The organism is Bifidobacterium moukalabense DSM 27321, from assembly GCF_000522505.1.
GTDB classification, from domain to species: Bacteria; Actinomycetota; Actinomycetes; order Actinomycetales; family Bifidobacteriaceae; genus Bifidobacterium; species Bifidobacterium moukalabense.
In genome coordinates this window covers 17,536-37,410 of record NZ_AZMV01000008.1, presented here as the reverse complement: position 1 = coordinate 37,410, position 19,875 = coordinate 17,536, and the positions used below count along the sequence as shown (strand labels likewise).

At 60.6% G+C, this 19,875-nt stretch carries 14 protein-coding genes; 8 read left to right on the top strand and 6 right to left on the bottom strand.

From position 1 onward, the window contains the following. Positions 1-10 precede the first annotated feature (10 nt). Complete coding sequence (locus tag BMOU_RS10495; RefSeq protein WP_034877555.1) at positions 11-1,303, bottom strand: ABC transporter substrate-binding protein; 1,293 nt, start codon at positions 1,301-1,303, stop codon at positions 11-13. Between the two features lie 182 nt (positions 1,304-1,485). Between BMOU_RS10495 and BMOU_RS10490 the strand changes: the two genes are divergently transcribed. After that, positions 1,486-2,688 carry an ROK family protein gene (locus BMOU_RS10490; RefSeq protein WP_034877553.1) on the top strand — a complete coding sequence of 401 codons (1,203 nt, stop codon included), beginning with the start codon at positions 1,486-1,488 and terminating at the stop codon, positions 2,686-2,688. 111 nt (positions 2,689-2,799) lie between these two features. Here the strand turns inward: BMOU_RS10490 and BMOU_RS10485 are convergent, their stop codons facing one another. After that, positions 2,800-5,094: an alpha-galactosidase gene (locus tag BMOU_RS10485; RefSeq protein WP_034877551.1), complete on the bottom strand. Its 2,295-nt coding sequence runs from the start codon at positions 5,092-5,094 to the stop codon at positions 2,800-2,802. Between the two features lie 136 nt (positions 5,095-5,230). Then, positions 5,231-5,707 carry a nucleoside deaminase gene (locus BMOU_RS10480; protein ID WP_034877550.1) on the bottom strand — a complete coding sequence of 159 codons (477 nt, stop codon included), beginning with the start codon at positions 5,705-5,707 and terminating at the stop codon, positions 5,231-5,233. Positions 5,708-5,789: 82 nt separating this feature from the next. On the opposite strand from BMOU_RS10480, the gene BMOU_RS10475 reads away from it, so the two are divergent. The 3 genes from BMOU_RS10475 to dcd all read left to right on the top strand — a co-directional run bounded on the left by BMOU_RS10475 (position 5,790) and on the right by dcd (position 9,662). Then, on the top strand, positions 5,790-7,862 hold the full coding sequence (locus tag BMOU_RS10475; RefSeq protein ID WP_034877549.1) for a Na+/H+ antiporter: 2,073 nt from the start codon (positions 5,790-5,792) through the stop codon (positions 7,860-7,862). Positions 7,863-8,172: 310 nt separating this feature from the next. Beyond that, positions 8,173-8,931 carry an alpha/beta hydrolase gene (locus tag BMOU_RS10470; RefSeq protein WP_034877547.1) on the top strand — a complete coding sequence of 253 codons (759 nt, stop codon included), beginning with the start codon at positions 8,173-8,175 and terminating at the stop codon, positions 8,929-8,931. A gap of 149 nt (positions 8,932-9,080) precedes the next feature. After that, positions 9,081-9,662, top strand: a complete 582-nt coding sequence (gene dcd, locus BMOU_RS10465; protein WP_034877546.1) for a dCTP deaminase — start codon at positions 9,081-9,083, stop codon at positions 9,660-9,662. Positions 9,663-9,784: 122 nt separating this feature from the next. Here the strand turns inward: dcd and BMOU_RS10460 are convergent, their stop codons facing one another. Next, on the bottom strand, positions 9,785-12,775 hold the full coding sequence (locus BMOU_RS10460) for a cation-translocating P-type ATPase (RefSeq protein ID WP_034877545.1): 2,991 nt from the start codon (positions 12,773-12,775) through the stop codon (positions 9,785-9,787). A gap of 420 nt (positions 12,776-13,195) precedes the next feature. On the opposite strand from BMOU_RS10460, the gene BMOU_RS11720 reads away from it, so the two are divergent. Together BMOU_RS11720 and rlmB are read left to right on the top strand one after the other, a co-directional pair. Further along, positions 13,196-13,318 (top strand): hypothetical protein, encoded by a 123-nt coding sequence (locus BMOU_RS11720; protein WP_268744949.1) that lies wholly within the window; start codon positions 13,196-13,198, stop codon positions 13,316-13,318. 227 nt (positions 13,319-13,545) lie between these two features. Continuing rightward, positions 13,546-14,535, top strand: a complete 990-nt coding sequence (gene rlmB / locus BMOU_RS10455) for a 23S rRNA (guanosine(2251)-2'-O)-methyltransferase RlmB (protein WP_034877544.1) — start codon at positions 13,546-13,548, stop codon at positions 14,533-14,535. A 69-nt stretch (positions 14,536-14,604) separates the two neighbouring features. Here rlmB and BMOU_RS10450 read toward each other — a convergent pair whose 3' ends face one another. Next, the gene (locus tag BMOU_RS10450) at positions 14,605-16,017 is read right to left on the bottom strand and encodes a DUF4032 domain-containing protein (protein WP_034877542.1); all 1,413 of its coding nucleotides are present in this window, start codon (positions 16,015-16,017) and stop codon (positions 14,605-14,607) included. 283 nt (positions 16,018-16,300) lie between these two features. Continuing rightward, the gene (locus BMOU_RS10445) at positions 16,301-17,428 is read right to left on the bottom strand and encodes an ABC transporter ATP-binding protein (RefSeq protein ID WP_034877540.1); all 1,128 of its coding nucleotides are present in this window, start codon (positions 17,426-17,428) and stop codon (positions 16,301-16,303) included. Positions 17,429-17,744: 316 nt separating this feature from the next. Between BMOU_RS10445 and BMOU_RS10440 the strand changes: the two genes are divergently transcribed. Both BMOU_RS10440 and BMOU_RS10435 read left to right on the top strand, forming a co-directional pair. Continuing rightward, the gene (locus BMOU_RS10440) at positions 17,745-18,461 is read left to right on the top strand and encodes a LytR/AlgR family response regulator transcription factor (RefSeq protein WP_034877538.1); all 717 of its coding nucleotides are present in this window, start codon (positions 17,745-17,747) and stop codon (positions 18,459-18,461) included. A 29-nt stretch (positions 18,462-18,490) separates the two neighbouring features. Continuing rightward, a complete protein-coding gene (locus tag BMOU_RS10435) occupies positions 18,491-19,834 on the top strand; it encodes a sensor histidine kinase (RefSeq protein WP_171002112.1) in 1,344 nt (447 codons plus the stop codon). The last annotated feature ends 41 nt before the right edge of the window (positions 19,835-19,875 follow it).

The following is a 19,875-nucleotide window of genomic DNA, read 5'->3' as shown; positions in this document are numbered from 1 at the left end:
GCGCCTCCTCTCACCTGAAGTTCCTAGCTTCGATCTTGTCGTATTCGGACTGCATGCTGTTCAGGAATTTGTCTTTGTCGCCCGTCTGTATCAGCGTCTGCAGGAAGCCCGCGATGTTGATGCTGGCCGGCACGTAGTGGTCGCAGAAGTCGGTCAGCTTGCCGGCCTTGTAGAAGCTCAGCACGCCGTTCAACGCATCATCGCCCACGTAGGTGTTCTTGTAGGGGGTGAATGCGGACTGCTGCTCGGAGTAGTCCTTCACGTTCTCCTCGCTCATGAGGAAGTCCACGAATTGGCGGGCCTCCTTCTCATGCTTGGTATGCGCGCCCATGGTCAGCATCACGTCATCGCCGGCGGTGAGCTGCTGCTCCTTGGCATTGTCGGTGGCCGGCATCTGCGCGAAGCGCAGGTTGGCGTTCTTGTTGATCAGACGCACCTGCGGAATCGCATACGTACCCAGCGGCAGGATCGCGGCCTTCCCGGCCGCCAGATCCTGCGTCGCCTGCTGGTAGGTGACGGCCGGATTCTTCTGCGTGTAGTTCTGGTAGATTTCGACCAACTCGTCGCTGACCGTGCCCCACAGGTCGGAGAACGTCTTGGAGCCGTCCTTGAGCTTGCTGTATTCCGATTCCGGCACCAGCGTGGAGTTGAGGGACGATAGCGGAGCCTGCAGCGTCCACGGATCGGCGGTGCTCGCCTCGATGGGTGTGATGCCCTTCTCCTTGAAACGCTTAAGCAGCGCTATGAATTCGCTCCAGGTCTGCGGAGGATTGTCGGGATCCTCGCCTGCCGCCTCCCACACATCGGCATTGATGATGTAGCCGCTTGCGTTGCCGGCGTACGGAATGGCGTACAGACGCTTCTTGGACTGGTCCTCCGTCTGCACCAGGTTCTTGGCGATCTTCACCATGCCCGGATTGAGCTTGTCGACGATTTCGTCGTCGGTGAAGTCATGGAACACGCCCGCTTCGGCCAGCATGCCGTAGTTGATGTCGCCATTGATGGTGATGATGTCGGGTTCACGGTTTTTCACCAGACGCGTACGCAGATCGGTGGTCGCGTCGGAGGAGTTGTTGATGTTGATCTTGATGTTGGGATGGGTCTTCTCGAATTCTCGGGCCTTCGCCGTGAACCAATCCGCAGCCTCGGACTTGTACTGGAAGAAATCCAACGTGACGGTTCCCGCGGTGCTGTCGCCGCAGCCGGCGAGGCCGGCCGCAATCGCGACCGCACATGCAGCGGTAAGCGCACGGTATGCAATCCTCCTGATCTTGCCTGCACTGGTTGTGGAATCAGGTTTCATTCTCGACTCCTTGCTACTTCTTTGTCTGCGGCGGTCACGGCACCTTCACCACGCCACCGTTATTCAGGATGCTAGATGGAGACGGTTTTCATTCCCAGCGCCTGCGCGCCTACGCCCTGCGGAAACTAAACGTCGAGATTTTGTTATTCTGGGAAAGTAAATCGGCGTAAAGGAACGTATACATGGCAGATTCTCCTCTTCCACAGTGGTTCGACGGCTCGAGCTACACCCATAAAGTGGCGGCCAGCATCATGAAATACGGGCCGATCGCACGCATTACGCTGGCGCAGATCCTCGGTCTTTCGCAGGGTGCGATCTCACGCATCACCAGCGATCTGATCTATGCCGGCGTTGTCGAGGAGACCCCGATGACCGCCGACCAGACGGGCAGATTGCCAAAAGGGTTCACGGTGAAGGACAGCGGCGAACGTCGCGGTCGGCCACAGACGGGACTGCGCATCATCACGGATGCGCGCACGTTCGTCGGCATCAAATTGAACGCCTCGCTCGCTTCCGCCGTGGCCGTGAATGCGGGCGGGCATATCATCACCGGTTGCCACGAGCAGGTGATCGACGATACTTCGCCGGAGGTCGTGGTGCGGATCATCAGCCGCCTGGTGACGGATTGCTCCAGCGAAGCGGCAATGGCCGGATGGCCGAAACCATGTGCGGTCGGCATCTCCATCGGCGGCCATGTGGTGAACGATTCGTTGGTGACGTTCGCGCCGTTCATGCACTGGTCGCAGCCGGTGAACCTTTCACGGATGGTGCGTGCGGCCACCGGACTGCCGGCAGGCATCTACAACGACATCGATTCGCTGCTGGTGGATGCCTGCCTGTTCGGCTCGGGGGTGGGATTGAACAGTTTCGCCGTGCTTACGATTGGAGTGGGCGTGGGGTATTCGCTGGCGCTGAACGGCGAACTGGTGAACTGCCCGGACAAATCCTACGGTCTGGTGGGGCACATTCCGGTCGATCCGGAAGGTCCACGCTGCGTATCAGGCCACAAGGGATGCGCGCAATGCCTGAGTGACGATTCCATCGTGGAGGAATACTCGCATGCGATCGGCCGCGTGGTCACGTTCGACGATTTCACGCGCGACGCCAAGGCGAATGTACCGCAGGCCACGAAACTCGTGAATCGTACATGCTTCCGATTGGGAACGCTGGTGGCGACGATCGCGAACATCGCCATGCCGGAGAAGATCATGATCGCCGGCGAATCGTCGTTCATCGCCAAACTTGGCATCGATGACCTGCGCAATGGCATCAACAGCTACCGCCACAGCCAGGCCGCGCCGGTGGATTTCGAGATACCGGACCACGATTGGGCGCTATGGGCCAAGGCCGCGGCCTCCCAAGCCATCCGCCAGTATGTGGGCTGACCCAGCTCCTTGCGTATACCGCTCCGCCGGATCGAACCGCACCCTCATCGATCATCAGGATCCGAATGCTCGGTTCGATCCGGAAGAAGCCGTTTACCGGCACTTAGGCAATCAGATTTCCACGACCTTGAACAGGACGGCCTGGGCGGGGTGAAGCGACGGCGGGCGGATGCCGTAGGTTTCGAGCGCACGCCCGGTCATCTTCACACCTTCCGGATTCCACCAGCCGAGCGGACTCTGCCCATTGGTGATGTCTTGCTTGACCAGGTCAAGGCTCACGTCGAGTGGTGACACCGTATACACCTTATCCGGATCGAGGCCGGGCAGACGCACCGGCGCGGCCGGATAGGTCTGCGAGGTGGTCAGCTGCGTGAAGCGGTAGATTGCGGCGGCCTTGTTCGGCATGACGCAGCCGTCCACACGCACGGCCGGATCGGCGGCATCAGAGTGCACCACCGTGTCGACGGCGAACCATTCACGATGCTTCTTGAACTCGGCGACCCATTTGGCGAGCTTGTCGATGTCGGCCTGCGGCTCCTTGAGCAGATTCCATTCGATGCCCATATGCCCGAAGAACGCCATGGCCATACGCAGCTCCTGCGAGGTGGCGCGATGCGTGGAGTGCGCCGGCGAGGCGCCCACATGCTCACCGATCATCTCCGGCGGCACGAGCAGCGAGGTATAGCGCTGGATATCGGCACGCTCCACCGGATCGACGCAGTCGGAGCCCCAGATGCGATCGGCCACTTCAAGGATGCCAAGATCCACGCGGCCGCCACCGGAGGAGCAGCTTTCGATTTCAAGTCCCGGGTGTGCGGCCTTCAAATCGGTGAAGATCCTATAGACCGCAAGCGTCTGCCCATGCACCGCCGGACGGCCGGAATACGGCGAAACGGCTTCGGTGACGAGCTTGTTGTGATCCCACTTGATGTAGTCGATGCCAAGCTCGCCCACGAGCTTGTCCATTGCGCCGTACACGTAGGCGTAGGCGTCCGGATTGGTCAGGTCGACGACCTGCTGGGTGCGCCCCTGCATCGGCAGGCGGCCGGGAGTGGGCTTCAGGACCCAATCCGGATGCGTCCGGAACATGTCGGAATCGGGGTTGACCATTTCCGGTTCGAACCACAGGCCGAACTCGAGGCCCTTGCCGTGCACGTAATCGGCGAGCGCCTTCAGCGACTTGTCGCCGTCAGGCCATACGTCCTGCGAAATCTCCCAGTCACCAAGGCCGGAGGTATCGTCACGGCGGGAGCCGAACCAGCCGTCATCCACCACGAAACGTTCGACGCCGCTTTCCACGGCCTTGTCGGCCAGTGCGGTGAGGGTGTCGTAGTCATGGTTGAAGTAGACGGCCTCCCAGGTGTTGAGGATGACCGGCCGCGGTTTGAGGGCGATGCCGTACTCGGCGTTCCAGTCGCGATGCGTGTTGCGGATGAACGAGTGGAAACGGGAGGCCACTTCGTTAAGGCCTTCACCGAAGGATCCGCATACCCACGGGGTTGTGTATTCCTCGCCGTCGGCCAGCGTGATTTCGCCGCCGAAGAGCATCTCGCCGCCGCCGAGCATGCCGGTGGTATAGGGCAGTCGTTCCGCGGAGAGCACGCTGTTGCCGCTCCATGCGACATGTGCGGAGTAGACATTGCCGCGGGTGAATCCGAAGCCGGTTTCACCGAGGGACAGCAGCAGGGTTGCGTCGAAATCAGGACGGCCGGTCATCGAGACCTTTTCGAAACGGCCGATGGTCAGCGGTTGGCGTTGCGGCGAACGTTCGTGCAGGTGATGGCCGGTGGTGGTAAGGATTTCGGTGGCGTCGGCCGGCACGGGGAAGCCGAGTTCCACCTTGCCGACTTCCAGCCGTCCCTCGCCGGTGTTGATCACGGTGGCCCGCTGGCGTACGAGACCGCTCACGTCGACTTCGCAGGTCCAGATGAGTTTCACACCTTGTTCCACGTCTTCGGCGGTGGCGGTGATGGTCGGTGTCCGTTTCGGTTCCGCGGCCACGTTCCACTGCGGATAGCCGTCCTTTATGGTCATTTCATAGGCGTTGCCGCCTTCCACGGTCTCGGCCTTGATGTCGGTGACGGCGAACTTGCAGAACAGCTCACGTCCGTCGCGGCGGATTTCGAAACGTTTGGCACCGATCCAGGATTCAGATTGGGTCGGCAGTACGCTCGGCCATGCGGTGTAGTCGAGCGCGCCGGAGACGCGCTGCGGACGTAGGGCATCGTACAGGCCGACCACGGTTTCGGGAGCGGATAGCGGGCGGCCCCAATACACCAGTCGCGGCAGCTCGGTGCCGGGGAATACCATGGCGAGGGCCACGCTGGAGGCTGGCTGCTCGGCATAGACGGCGGTCAGCGCGGTGCCGTCGGAGGCAGATCCTTGAAACGATTGAATGAGCGTCATTGCAACATCCTTTGATATGCGAATATTTCCTGAGTATGACGTTTTCGATGCTACGGCAACCGGTTTTCCTTGACCCGTCGCAGCGTGTTTCTTATTTTCGGAAAGTAATTCCGGATTGTCGTCGCGCCTCCACTCGTCACTTCCGTCGGAGCGGATCGTCGGCGCCTCGTTTCCCGATGAAGAAATCCGTGAGGACCTGCGCACATTCCGATTCCCGTACGCCGCCGATGACTTCCGGAATGCTGCCGATATGCGGATCACGGGGAATGTCCCAGACCGAACCGCACGCACCAAGCTTGGCGTCCCACGCGCCGAAGACGATGCGGCCGACATGCGTCTGCAGGCAGGCGCCGGCGCACATCGGGCAGGGCTCAAGTGTGACGACAAGCGTGCAGTCGGCAAGATTCCAAGTGCCGAGTGCATGCGCGGCTTCGGCCATGGCCTTGACCTCGGCATGGGCAAGTGGATCGCGGTCGGCCTCTCGCAGATTGCGTCCATAACCGATCACCTGGCGGGAGGAGTCCAGCACCACGGCCCCGACCGGCACCTCCCCTTCGACCGCCGCCTCACGTGCCAGTCGAAGCGCGACTTCCATACTTTCATTCCACGCCATGCCTCCAGTGTACGAAACACGCGCATAAATGCCTCTTGGTAGTCTGGAACAGGCGGGGGCAATCACGCGCAAAGGAGGCACGTTGGCGGTATTCGAACTGATTCTATGCATTATTGCTGCCGTCGTATTATCTTCATTCCTCAGTCGCTTCATTCCCAAGGTCTCCACCCCGCTCGTGCAGATCGCATTGGGTGCACTGGTCACGCAGCTGCCGTTCTTTCCGGATGTCACACTCGACCCGGAACTGTTCATGGTGTTGTTCATCGCGCCGTTGCTGTACCTTGAGGCGCACGAGATCGACAAACGCGAACTGCTGCGCTCGGTCAAACTATCGTTGTCGCTGGCCATCGGCCTGGCCATCGCCACCATGGTGGCGGTCGGCTTCATACTTCATTCCATATGGCCGTCGATCACTCTTGCCGCGGCCCTTGCACTCGGCGCCTCGCTTGGGCCCACCGACGCGGTGGCGGTATCATCCCTCGGCAAGGAGGCCGCGCTGACGCAGCGTCAGACGGGCGTGCTGAAGGGCGAGTCCCTCTTCAATGACGCCTCCGGCATCGTCGGCTTCCAGTTCGCCATAGCGGCTGCCGTCAGCGGAGTTTTCGAGATCGGCCAGTCGGCAACGCAATTCGTCGTATCGTTCTTCGGCGGAGCCATCTTCGGCCTGGCCGTAGGCATGATCGCCGACATCCTGTTCGAATCGCTACGTTCCATCGGCTGGGAGACGACCACCAGCAGAATCCTTATGGAACTGTTCCTGCCGTTCCTGCTGTATCTGGGCGCGGAGGCGGCGCATGTCTCCGGCATTCTCGCAGTCGTCGCGGCCGGCCTGACCATCCGCTTCGACCATACCGGCATCGGACCGAATGTGGCACGCACGAACATCGTATCGTCAAGCGTGTGGGGCGTGCTGTCGTTCACGCTGAACGGCACCGTGTTCATTCTGCTTGGCATGCTGCTGCCGGACGCGATGAGCGCCAGCTGGGACGACCCGGAAATCAGCAACTGGCGACTGTTGCTGGCCATTCTGGCCGTTTCCGCGGTGGTGATCGTCATGCGATTCCTGTGGATTTCGCTCATGCTGCGCCTCGCCCGCGACACGACCACGCACAAGCGCCGCAAGATGACGCCGCAGCGTTGGCGTTCGGCCGCCGTCATGACGTTCGGCGGACCGAAAGGCACCATCACCCTGTCATTGATGTTCACCATCCCCTATACCGTCAGCAGCGGTGAATGGTTCCCGATGCGTGACGAGCTGATCTTCATCGCAGGCGGCGTGATCGTAGTGACGCTGCTGCTTGCCAACTTCCTGCTGCCGCTGCTCGCGCCGAACCACGATAAGGACGCTTCCATGGAGATGAGCGAAATCACCATCGAAGTGCTGCGCCGAACCGTGGAGGAGCTGTCGGGACGGGTCACGTCCGATAACCGCAAGGCCGTGCTCATGATCATCGACTCCTATACGAAGCGCATCACACGGCTCAAGCAGCGCATCGGGGAAACCGATCCGCAGGGCTACATGCAGCTGCAGATCGACGCACTCAATTGGGAGAAGGAGTATGTGAAGGCGCGACTGGCCGACGCAAAGGCTCATCCGAGCGAGAACAAGGCGGCCAACGATCTGGAGGCCGAAGCCTGCGAGCGCCTGCTCGACCAGATCATGAATTCGTTGCGTCATATCGAGACCGCCCATGATTCCGGACGCACGATCTGGCAGCTGAAGGGCCGGTTCAGGGCGTTGCAACGCCGTACGGGCATGCTGGTGCGCCGCGTGAACAGCAAGATCCGTCGCACCACGCCGCTGTTCAGCGACGACGAACTGTTCGCCCATACCCGTGCCGTGCAGGTGGACGCGATCGAGCACGTGATCGATCGGCTGTACGAGGAGATGGGCAAGGATACGTACAACACCGAGCATTGTTCCGGTCTGCTGCTGGATTACCGTCGAGGCGAGGCCACGCTGCGTGCGCGCCCGAATGTGGGCGACAACGCCGAAGCGCAGGCGCAGGCCGAAGAGGTCAAGCGTGAGAGCTACGGCATCGAGCTTGGTGTGATTCAGGACATGTATGAGGCGGGCGACATCACGCGTGCGCAATCCAAGCAGCTGCGCCGCAACGTCTACGTGATGAGCGTCGATGCCGACGCCCAGATCTGAGTTCCGCATCACATCGGGCAAGCCAATACCGAGTCGAGGAAGCCGGGATGTCATGCCGGGATGCATGATTCCCAGAAAGTTCACAGAAAATATCAGACATGCACTCAGAAAGGACTGTTTATATAAGAGCTATCAGCAAACAGCAGCTGATCAGGAGCCACAGCAGTTCCCGAAAACTGAACCCTTTCTTCTTCTCTCTCCTTTCTCTCCCCGGTGGCAATCCCACCGGGGTCTTCTTTTTTTGTCCTCTCCTCCGTCGATGACATTCGCCATCGCAGCGCGCCATGTCGAAAGGGCTATATTGAAAGACATGAGCGATGCAATCGAAGGCAATCTGATCGGACGCGAATCGAATGTGGTACCGGGTCGCTTCGGCGATCCTTTGTGGGTAACGCATGCGCAGTATTCGCGCGGCGGCGGCAATGCCGCCCCGCGCCGTCCGCTGTTCCTTTGCCTGCACGGCTGGGGTTCGAATGAGGCCGACCTCGCCGATATGATGCGCTACGTCGCCCCATATAACGATTTCGCCTCACTGCGGGCGCCGCTCGTGTTGCAGGAGGCCGGTTCGGGTGAATTCGGCTTCGGGCAGGGCGCCTATTCCTGGTTCCATGATTGCGTACCGTCCGGCGACGATCTGGACCGTGATGCGTTCGCCGCGGCGAATGCGATCGATGCCTGGGTCGCCGCGAACGTTCCCGAAGACCGCACCGTCGTACCGATCGGTTTCTCGCAGGGCGGACTTCTGGCGATTCATCTGCTGCGCGTTCATCCGGAACGCTATCTCGCGTCGGTCGCGCTGTCGGGATTCCTCGCACCGGGACATGTCGCCGACACCGCGCCTGCCGACGATCGTCTGGCCGCGCTGAACATTCCCGTCTTCTACGGTTACGGCGACAGCGATACCGTGATTCCCAAGCCGGAAATCTTCGCCACCGCCGCATGGCTGGACGAACACACGTTCCTGACTTCGAGAGGCTACCGCGGCCTCGACCACGCCGTCAGTCTCGACGAGTTCAGCGACCTGCGTGACTGGCTGGCCATCCACGACATCGCACCGGGCGTGCTGTAGGCCGGCTAGGCGGCAGAGCTGCAACGGCCTGCCTTGGCGATTGGTACGGTACAGGTGCCGGCCATCACGTAGCGATGGCGCGCTAGACTGGTAGGCAGTGTGGTTTCGCGCGCGAAGAGTGCGTACGGTTACGACTTGAAGGAGTTTTGATGCTGCTGTCCGATCGCGACATTCTCGCCGCCCAGGCCGACGGTCATATCTCACTCGATCCGTGGACCCCGGAAATGGTGCAGCCGGCTTCGATCGACGTGCGTTTGGACCGCTTCTTCCGCCTATTCAACAATCATGCGTACACCTATGTCGATCCGGCGGAGAATCAGGGCGAGCTGACCGAACAGTTCGAGGTCGCCGCGAACGAACCGTGGATTCTGCATCCGGGCGAATTTGCGCTGGGATCCACATGGGAGTATGTGAAGCTGGATTCGACCGTCGCGGCACGCTTGGAGGGCAAGAGTTCGCTGGGCCGCCTGGGTATTCTGACGCATTCCACCGCGGGCTTCATCGACCCGGGTTTCGAAGGGCATATCACGCTAGAACTGTCCAACGTGTCCACGTTGCCGGTGAAGCTGTGGCCGGGCATGAAAATCGGCCAGATGTGCTTCTTCCGGCTGAGCTCGCCGGCCGAGCATCCGTACGGCTCGAAGGGCACCGGCTCGCATTATCAGGGTCAGCGCGGGCCAACGCCGAGCCGTTCGTACGTGAATTTCTACAAGGCCGAGATTCAGGACTGATTGGGCCTTGAGTCGTTCGGCTTCCTAACGTAAGGGCGCTCGTCGGAATACCCGGCGAGCGCCTTGTGTTATCTGCTTCGGCCGTCGTCCCTCATCGCAGTGAGCACTGCGTGCATCCGGCATTACCTGTGCATGGCACGTAGCACGCACTTGCGCAGTTCGGAGGCGATGAGCACGATCAGCGCCAGTCCGACGCACTCGAGCCATGCTCCGGCGCTCAGCGGCACGGTGCCGAACGCGGTATTGAGGAACGGCACGTAGATCACCGCCAACTGCAATGCCACGGAAACGCCGATCGCGCCCCATAGCCATTTGTTGGCGAACAGTCCGACGAACACCGACTGCAGATGCGAGCGTGAGGCGAGCGCATTGAACATCTGCGCGAATACGAGAATCGTGAAGCCCATCGTGCGTGCTTCGACCATCTGCGCCTCATGCCCGACGGCCGCGACGGAACGGTCGGTGAACAGGCCGCCGGCGAGATGCATGTCCATGCCGACCAACGTCACTGCGGCCATGATCACGCCGATGAAGATGATGTCGCCCCACATCTCGCCGTCAATCACACGGTCGGTCAGGCGGCGCGGTCTGCGGGCCATCACATCGTCGGTGGATGGGTCGACGCCCATGGCGAGCGCCGGGGCCGCATCGGTGAGTAGGTTGATCCACAGCAGCTGCGTGGCGAGCAGCGGCACGGTCACGCCCTGCGTGCCGGGTTGGGTGATGCCGAGGAATCCGGCGAAGATCACGCCGCCGAACACGGTGAATACCTCACCCACGTTGGAACTGAGCAGGTAGCGCAGGAACTTCCTGATGTTGTCGAAGATGCCACGACCTTCACGCACGGCGGCGACGATGGTGCTGAAGTTGTCGTCGGCAAGGATCATCTTCGCGCTCTGCTTGGTCACTTCGGTGCCGGTGATGCCCATGGCGACGCCGATGTCGGCGGTTTTCACGGCCGGGGCATCGTTCACGCCGTCGCCGGTCATGGCCACGATGTTGCCTTGGCGCTGCAGGGATTTCACGATCTTCAACTTGTGTTCCGGAGCCACGCGAGCGTAGACGGAGACTTCCGACGTCACTGCGTCGAGCGCATCGTCGTCGGGCAAGGCGTCCAGTTGGTCGCCGGTCAACGCCTTGCCATTCTGTTCGATGATGCCCAGATCGGTGGCGATGCGTGCCGCGGTGAGCGGATGGTCGCCGGTGATCATGACGGTACGGATGCCGGCACGATGCGCTTCGGCGACGGAGGCACGCACTTCGGTGCGCGGAGGATCGATGATGCCGACCATGCCCACCCAGATCAAGTCGGATTCCAGTATGTCGCTTTGTTCTGCGATATCGGCGACATGGCCCGCGGCGTTGAGGATCACGCCGGGCACGTCGGCAAGCGATGCCGTGCCGAGCGGGCGGTAGGCCTGCCCCAGCGTACGGTACGCTTCGCCGGAGAGTCGTTCGACGGTCGCCAGAATCTGCTGACGGTCGCCTTCCGTAAGCGGGCGGACGGCACCGTCGACGGCGATTCTGTTGCAATAGCCGAGCAGCACATCCGGCGCGCCTTTCGAGAAGACCGTCAGCCTGCCGGCATCCGCGTTATCCTGCGCAACGATCGACATGCGCTTGCGTTCGGAGGTGAACGGAATCTCGCCGACGCGACTGTAGTGCGCATATCTCCGGTCGGCCTTCACCTTGTGCGCACCGACGATCAGCGAGACTTCCGTGGGATCGCCGATGGCCTCCCATATGCCGGACTGCGTGTTTTCCCGCAGGTCGCCGTCATTGGCCAGCGCGCCGACGCCCAATGTCGCCACCGCCTCCATCTCGGTCGCGGCACGCTCCGGGGTCCGTTGGTCCACTATCACCATGCGGCCTTCAGGCGCGTAGCCGGTACCGGTGATCTGCACTTCGCCGCTGGGCGTGACTACGCGTTCCACGGTCATCTCGTTGCGGGTGAGCGTACCGGTCTTATCGGAGCAGATCACCGATGCGGAGCCGAGCGTCTCCACGGAATGCAGCTTCTTGACGATCGCGTTGTGCATGGCCATGCGCTGTACGCCGAGGGCGAGCACCACCGTCAGAATCGCGGCAAGGCCTTCCGGCACGGCCGCGACGGCCAGCGAGACGGCCAGCAGCAGCGAGTCGATCACGTCGTGAATGTCGTTGAATCCTTCGGTGATCGCAAGCGCTACAAGCACGACGACGGCGATGATGCACACCGCGATGCCCAGGACCTTGGAAACATAGTTCATTTCCTTCTGCAGCGGGCTTTCGTCATCTTCGGTGGCCTGCAGCAGGTCGGCGATCTTGCCGACCTGGGTGTTCATGCCGGTGCCGGTCACGATGGCACGTCCGGTGCCTTGCGTTACGGAGGTGCCGTTGAACACCATGTTGGCGCGGTCACCGAGGGCTTTCGCGTGTTCGAGCGTATCCGCCTTCTTACCGACCGCCACGCTTTCGCCGGTCAGGCTGGCTTCCGCGATTCTCAGGGATGCGGCGACGCACAGTCGGCCGTCGGCGGAGACGGAGTCGCCCTCGCCGAGCACGATGATGTCGCCCGGCACCACGTCAACGGTGTTGATGCGGGTGATTCTGCCGTCGCGCAGCACATTGGTCTGCGGTGCGGTCATTTGCGAGAGTGCCTCGACCGCCTGTTCCGCCTTGGATTCCTGGATGTAGCCGAGCACGGCGTTGACGATGAGGATGAGCACGATGACGATGGCGTCGAACGGCAGCGCCTCACCGCCTTCCGCCCCGGGCACCGCGTTGGCCTTTTCAATGAACCACGCGACCAGTGAGATGGCGGTCGCGGCGAGCAACAGATAGACGAGCGGGTCCTTGAATTGCGCCAGGAACTTCTTCCATTTCGGCACGGGAGGCGCGGAGGCGAGCTCGTTCGGGCCGAACTTCGCAAGCCTGCGTTCGGCTTCCGCTTGGCTTAGGCCCACGTTCGGATCGACGTTGAGCGCATCCGCCACGGCCTGCGCATCGGTCAACGATGGGTCGGCATCGTGGGGCAGAACACCCTGCGCGGAGTCGACGACCATTGGATTTTCGGTCCCGCTTGCGGCAGAGTGATGGGAATGAATGGCTTGATCGTTCTCGTGATCAACCATGGTGATCTCCTTGAGAGCGCCGCGGAGTAGTCAACTTCGCCCTATGCGGCGGAGCTGCGCGGTTGTGGGCGTTGTGGCGATTGCCAAACAACGCATTCATGCCATTATTACACACCGTGCCTGTTTTGCAATGAGGCGACGCACCTGCAATTGTCAAGATTCCGCAAATTCGTGAAACATGCCGTGAAACAGCTTCGTGGTTTTTTTGCAGCCTGCTGTTACGTTTTCTTCAAGATGAGCCGACGATCATGCCAAGAAATCAACGATCATCGCATGACCGGCACGGGCCGGCCGGCCTATGATGAAGGCACAACAGAACAACGAGACGGAAAAAAGACAACGGAACAATCACCCCGCGGCCGGCGGGAACGGCAAGACGACAGGAACCAGCGACGGCGGCCGCGACGAAAGGAAGACACCATGAAGAACAGCACCTTCGACCAGATCATCAACGCCAACCTCGCCTCCATCGACCCCGGCTTCGGCCAGTTCGCCCTCGCCAAGGCCTCCTCCGACCTGCTCAAGAAAGCCCTCAACAAGTAGGCAATCTCCCGGCTCAAACGATTTCGACAGCTTAAGCCGATGCACGATTCCCGGAATCACAGCCAAACTCCGAATCGTGTCGCATGAATCCCGACTGCCGACCCCGGACGATTCCATCGGCCCAATGTCATGCGATCGACGCCAACCGTGCGTGGCGATTTCATTCGGCCCGATCACGGATCCTTGATGCCGACGCATTTCCCGGGGTGCTGGGACAATAGGCAACTATGGCAATGAAAAAAGGACCGACCAAGGGGTCGGGTGGAAAGCATCGTAACGCGCTGAGAGGCAAGGGGCCGACTCCCAAGGCCGAAAATCGCGTATATCACAAGGCATATAAGGCCAAGAAGGCGGCGGATCGTCGCAAAATGGCCGATCCGCGACTGGCTGCACGCCGTCGCGTGGCGAAGTTCACTTCGGAATCCGATGATCTGGTCATCGGCCGCAATGCGGTGCTCGAGGCATTGCGATGCGGCGTTCCGGCTTCGACGCTGTATATCGCGGCACGTATCGAACATGACGACCGCACACGCGAAATCGTGCGCCTCGCCGGCATCCACGGTCTGAACCTGCTTGAGGCGGATCGCTTGGAAATGGACCGCATCGCGCGCTCCTCCAATCATCAGGGCGTGGTGATGAAGGCCCAGCCGTTCCAGTATTCGTCACTGGCCGAGCTCGTGGAACGCGCCGATAAGAAGTCGCGCGCCATGGAAGCCGCCAATTCCGAAGCCGCCCGTATCGCGGCCCGGCCGCTGTTCATCGCCTTGGACGGCGTGACCGACCCGCAGAATCTGGGCGCGGTCATCCGTTCCGCCGCGGCGTTCGGCGCCAATGGTGTGATTCTGCCGGAACGTCGTTCCGCTTCGGTTACCGCCGCCGCCTGGAAGGTTTCCGCCGGCGCGGCCGCGCATATGCCGGTCGCCCGCGTGGTGAATCTGACCAAGGCCATCGAAGGCCTGAAGGAACACGGCTACTACAGCATCGGTCTTGACGGTGGCGGCGATGCGCTCGTCGGCGAAACCGGCTTCGAAACCGATCCGCTCGTGGTTGTGCTTGGATCCGAAGGCAATGGCCTGAGCCGTTTGGTACGCACCACCTGCGATGTCATCGCCGGCATTCCGATGTCAAGCATGGTCGAGTCGCTCAACGCGTCCGTCGCCGCCGGCATCACGCTGTATGCGGTGGCCCGCGCCCGTCGCGAAGCCGCGAAGAACTAAACACGGCCTATAACAAACTGCGAACTGCAATGCCAGTTCGGCCACGTTTCGTTATAGGTGCATGGGTGTTTAATGGCTCCACACCGCGGCATCCGGATCGTCATCCGGATTATAGCCGTCATCATCGGGATTGTTGTAGGTGTATTCGTCGTCGATCACACCGGAGTCGGCTTCGGCGTTCAGCGCGTCCACATCCTTCGAATCAAGCTTGTACTGCGGCAGTACATTCTCCACATAGCTCTGCACCGCTTCGGCCATCGGCACGTCATGACCGGCCTTTTCAGCCAGGAACCAGCGGTGGTCCAGCACCTCATGGAAAAACTGCGCCGGCTCGATCTGCGACCGGTATTCGCGCGGAATCATGCGCACGGTGGGTTCGAACACCTCGCGCATCCAATCGGTCGCCACAATTTCGAGATCCTCACCCTCACGCCATGTGGAGGCACGGTAGGCATCCAAGTCGTTGAGCAGGCGGCGGGCCTGGTTCTCCTGCACGTCCAGACCGGTCAAACGCAGCAGCTTGCGATTGGCGTAGCCGGCATCGACCACGCGCGGGCGCACCAGCACACGCTTGCCGTCGGCGGCGGTCTTCATTTCCAGCTCGTCCACGTCAAAACCAAGCTTATTGAGCTTGTTGACACGCTTCTCGATCTTCCACATCTCATCCGGACCGAAATCATCGGTGTCGGTCAGGGCGCTCCACAGCGAATGATAGCGGTCTACCAGCCGGTTGCCGACCTCAATTTCGTCCACATCACCCGGCAGCAGCGCGCCGGAGGAGAGATCCATCAGTTCGCCGATGATGTTCGTACGCGCCAGATCCACATCGTATTCGCGCTGTCCCTCGGTCAGATTCACCTGCAGATCACCGGTTTCGGCATCCACCAGGAAAGCCGAGAACGCATCGGCATCACGCAGGAACAGCACGTTCGACAATGACACGTCGCCCCAGTAGAAGCCGGCCAGATGCAAGCGCACCATTAGCACAGCCAAGGCATCGATCAGCCGTTCGGCGGTGTCGGGACGCAGGTTGCGCGCGAACAGCGCACGATACGGCAGTGAGAACTTCAGGTGCTTGGTGACCAGGATGGCTTCCAACGGCTCGCCATCATGGCTATGACGGCCCGTCACCACAGCGATCGGCTGCACGGTCGGCAGCTCCAGCTTCTGCAGTCGACGCAACAGCTCGTATTCCCGTTCGGCGACATTGCGGGTGATTTCCTTCATGGCATAGACTTCGTCGCCCACATGCACGAAACGTACCACGTGCCTGGAGATGCCTCGCGGCAGATTGGCCAGCAGATCTTCGGGCCAGGTCGCCAACGGTTTTTCCCATGGTAGGGTGAACATCTTCGGATTCGAGCTTGCGGCGGTGATTTTCAGCGCCTGCGGTTCCGGAGATTGTGCAGTTGGATCTTCGGCCTTCACGGAAGTGGCCTTAAGCACACGGGGATCCAGCTGGGGCAGTTCAATAGATTCCATAACTCACCAATCTACCCTTTGACCTACCCACGGGAAAGGGGCGTTCTGCCATGTCGGTCGGCCACCCCTCCCCCAACCTTTATCGGGAGTACTCCATCTGCAGAGGCAGCGGCAAAAAAGAAGCCCCGCACCTACGCGGGGCTTCTCCAACGAGACAATAAGAGAGGAAGAGAATGTCTCGTTTAATGGTTGACGGAAGCGGAAGCCTCCGTCAAGTTTATTCAGCCACCCGCCGGGATGCCCTATGGAAGGATTCCCGACGGTTGGTTACTCGTATATCCACTTAGTTCAGACGCAGCTCGGTCGACGGGGCGAACAGGTGCATCTTGGACGGGTCGATCTTGATCTTGACGGTATCGCCGACCTTCGGCAGAGCACGCGGGTTCACGCGAATCGTGGTGAGCTTGTTCTGATCGGACATCATGGTGGACGCCTCAGCAGAGGAACCATCGGTGATGATGTTGCCGTAGATGTAGCCGTCGGAGCCCAGATCCTCAACGTTCATGACCTTGAGGGAGAAGGCGTTGGCATCATCCGGGGCAGCCAGGGAAGCGTCTTCCGGACGGAAGCCGACGACGATCTGGTTGTTGTCCTCGGCGGTCAGCTTGTTGACGGCCTCAGCCGGCAGATCCACAGTGTCCTCGCCGATCTTCGCCTTGCCGTTGACCACCGGGTGGGTGTTGATGTTCATCGACGGGGAGCCGATGAAGCCGGCGACGAAGACATTGGCCGGGCGATCGTACAGCTCGGTCGGAGCGCCGACCTGCTGCAGAAGGCCGAGCTTGATGACGGCGATGCGGTCACCCATGGTCAGCGCTTCGGTCTGATCGTGGGTCACGTACAGGGTGGTGACACCCAGCTGACGCTGCAGGGCGGCAATCTGGGTACGGGTCTGCACGCGGAGCTTGGCGTCAAGGTTGGACAGCGGCTCATCCATGAGGAAGACCTTCGGCTCACGGACGATTGCACGGCCCATGGCCACACGCTGACGCTGACCACCGGACAGGGCCTTCGGCTTACGATCGAGGTACTCGGTCAGGTCGAGGATCTCGGCGGCCTTCTCGACGCGCTTGCGGATCTCTTCCTTCGGGGTGCCTGCGATCTTCAGAGCGAAGCCCATGTTGTCCGCAACGGTCATGTGCGGGTACAGAGCGTAGTTCTGGAACACCATTGCAATGTCGCGGTCCTTCGGCTGCATCGTGGTGACATCCTTGCCACCGATGAGGATACGGCCCTTGTTGACCTCTTCGAGGCCTGCGAGCATACGCAGGGTAGTGGACTTGCCGCAGCCAGACGGGCCAACCAGCACAAGGAACTCGCCGTCCTTGATATCCAGGTTCAGATCATCCACCGACGGCTTATCGTTGCCCGGGTAGATACGAGTAACATGGTCGAATACGACTTCTGCCATGATTTGTCATCCTTTCAGAGGCAGGTACGTGCCTCACGATCCGTTGTAAAGGGATTTCTTTCCTGTGCCTCGCCTTGCAGCTTACGACTTCGACAAAGCCACAATTCAAAGCGTTAATTTATGTACTTGGTTTAGCGAAGATCTCTTCGTTGAGCCACGTTCCATAATACACATTTCACCCGATTAGGCAACGCGTGTCGCGCATCCGGCACGGTCCAGAAAGAGAATTTGTCGTTGAATCGCAGATGAATCGTAGTTTTTATCATACGGACGCGAGACAATGGATAGGGAGTCACGGAAGGGAAGGTTCTCAGGCATGCGCAACATACGAATCGGAGTGGTCGAAGACGACCCCGCAAGCTGCCAGCGAGTACTCGACTATCTCAACCGCTACCAAAGCGAGAATAACGAGCGATTCACCGTCTCCGTATTCGACGACGGCGCACGAATCGTCGAGAGATACACCCCTGTCTACGACATCCTGCTGCTCGATATCGAGATGAAGGAAATGGACGGCATGGAGGCGGCCCGGCGCATACGCGAACGGGACGACCACGTGGTGATCGTATTCATCACCGCGGCCCCGCAGTATGCCATCAGCGGCTACGAGGTGCGCGCGCTGTCGTATCTGCTGAAGCCCGTGCCATGGTTCGCGTTTTCGCAGGAGCTCAAACGTTCCATCGACGCGGTGCGCCGCAACAACAACGATTCGATGCTGATCGAAACCAGCAATGGCCAGATGCGCCTCGAATTGACGGACATCGTATATATCGAGTCGATCCGGCATACGATCGTAATCCACACGCTTGATGGCAAGCTGTCGATCAACGGTACGCTCAAAGACATGGAGGCGAAGCTCGCCGACTGTCACTTCTTCCGCTCGAATTCCTGCTATCTGGTGAATCTCCGACACGTCATCGGCGTGGCCGACCAGGATTGCGTGATGTCGAACGGCGAGCACCTGCGCGTAAGCCGACCACGCAAAAAGGCGTTTCTGGCGGCATTGACCGACTTCATGGGAGGAGGAAGGTGACTGGCTCCGACATGCTCGCCATGCCCGCGATGACCGGCATCACCAACGCCTTGCCCGACATTCCCCGTGTGTATACGGGAATCTGCGAATGGCTGGCCTGCATGGTCTACATCGCCGTACTGTACCGCCGTGCCCCGCAGCACCGCACGGCGTTCGCGGCCGTGGCCGGCCTTGCACTGCTGATTGCGGTGCAGTATCTCGATGGCATGCTGCCAATCTGGTTTTGGATCGTCGGCATGATGCTGGCGTTCGGCTGCATGTATGCGACGATTCTGTTCGGTGCCGGCGCCGGCAAGCGTGAAAGCCTGTATATCACGGCCCGCGCCTTCGTGCTGGGCGAGCTGGTCGCATCGCTGCACTGGCAGATCGTGACCTTCGCCAACATGCGGGATGACACTTTGGGTTTCGATTGGCGGTCGGTCCTTTCGCTCATCGGCATCTACGCAATCTGCTTCGGATTGGCCTGGCTGGTGGAACGCGGCAATTTCAGTCAGACCGCACCCACATTGCCGACGACGCCCGCCGCGATTGCGACGGTGGCCATCACGGTGGTCACGTTCGCCATGAGCAACCTGAGTTTCGTCTCGACGAATACGCCGTTCTCCGGCTCCGTAGGCCAGGAGGTCTTCTATATCCGCACGTTGGTGGATTTCTGCGGTTTCGCGATTCTTTATGCGCAGCAGGAGCAGGCGCGGCGTATCGAGGCGAACACGGAACTCGCGTCGATCAACGCACAGTTGGAAAGCCAGCATCAGGAGTATCTGCAGTCCAAGGAGAACATCGAGTCATTGGGCCGTCTGGCGCATGATCTGAAGCATCAGATCACGGCACTGCGCGCGCAGGTTGATCCGGAACATGCGGCGGCCGGCTTCGAGCAGTTGGAAAAGTCGGTGCAACGCTACAGTGCGCAGCAGCATACCGGCAATCCCGTGCTGGACGTCATCCTGACCACGAAGGAACGCACCTGCGCCGACCGCGGCATCACGTTCACCGCCGTAGCCGATGGTTCACTGCTGAACAACATGTCGTCGATGGATATCGCATCACTGTTCGGCAATGCGCTTGACAATGCGATCGAGGCGACATCGAAGCTGCCGGACGCCGACCAGCGGCTCATCAAACTGGCGTTGTATGAGCAGAACCGGTTCACTGTGGTGCGCGTCGAGAATTATTACGATTCCCGGCTCAACAAAGACGCGGACGGCAACCTGCGCACCACGAAACGCGACGATCGGCATCGGCATGGTTTCGGCGTGAAATCAATCCGGCATATCGCGCAGCAGTACGGCGGCGAGGTGACGATCCGCACCGAGAACCACTGGTTCGTACTGACCGTGCTGATTCCACGCCAAACCGGTCTCATGGCCATGTAACAACGCTGCAGGCAAGCGGAATCTCGATCCAAACCTGATGC

Coding starts and splice junctions, on each gene's coding strand:
- BMOU_RS10495 (WP_034877555.1), bottom strand. CDS start 1,303: ATGAAACCTGATTCCACAACCAGTGCAGGCAAGATCAGGAGGATTGCA.
- BMOU_RS10435 (WP_171002112.1), top strand. CDS start 18,491: ATGACCGGCATCACCAACGCCTTGCCCGACATTCCCCGTGTGTATACG.
- BMOU_RS10490 (WP_034877553.1), top strand. CDS start 1,486: ATGGCAGATTCTCCTCTTCCACAGTGGTTCGACGGCTCGAGCTACACC.
- BMOU_RS10450 (WP_034877542.1), bottom strand. CDS start 16,017: ATGGAATCTATTGAACTGCCCCAGCTGGATCCCCGTGTGCTTAAGGCC.
- BMOU_RS10480 (WP_034877550.1), bottom strand. CDS start 5,707: ATGGCGTGGAATGAAAGTATGGAAGTCGCGCTTCGACTGGCACGTGAG.
- BMOU_RS11720 (WP_268744949.1), top strand. CDS start 13,196: ATGAAGAACAGCACCTTCGACCAGATCATCAACGCCAACCTCGCCTCC.
- dcd (WP_034877546.1), top strand. CDS start 9,081: ATGCTGCTGTCCGATCGCGACATTCTCGCCGCCCAGGCCGACGGTCAT.
- BMOU_RS10445 (WP_034877540.1), bottom strand. CDS start 17,428: ATGGCAGAAGTCGTATTCGACCATGTTACTCGTATCTACCCGGGCAAC.
- BMOU_RS10470 (WP_034877547.1), top strand. CDS start 8,173: ATGAGCGATGCAATCGAAGGCAATCTGATCGGACGCGAATCGAATGTG.
- BMOU_RS10460 (WP_034877545.1), bottom strand. CDS start 12,775: ATGGTTGATCACGAGAACGATCAAGCCATTCATTCCCATCACTCTGCC.
- rlmB (WP_034877544.1), top strand. CDS start 13,546: ATGGCAATGAAAAAAGGACCGACCAAGGGGTCGGGTGGAAAGCATCGT.
- BMOU_RS10485 (WP_034877551.1), bottom strand. CDS start 5,094: ATGACGCTCATTCAATCGTTTCAAGGATCTGCCTCCGACGGCACCGCG.
- BMOU_RS10440 (WP_034877538.1), top strand. CDS start 17,745: ATGCGCAACATACGAATCGGAGTGGTCGAAGACGACCCCGCAAGCTGC.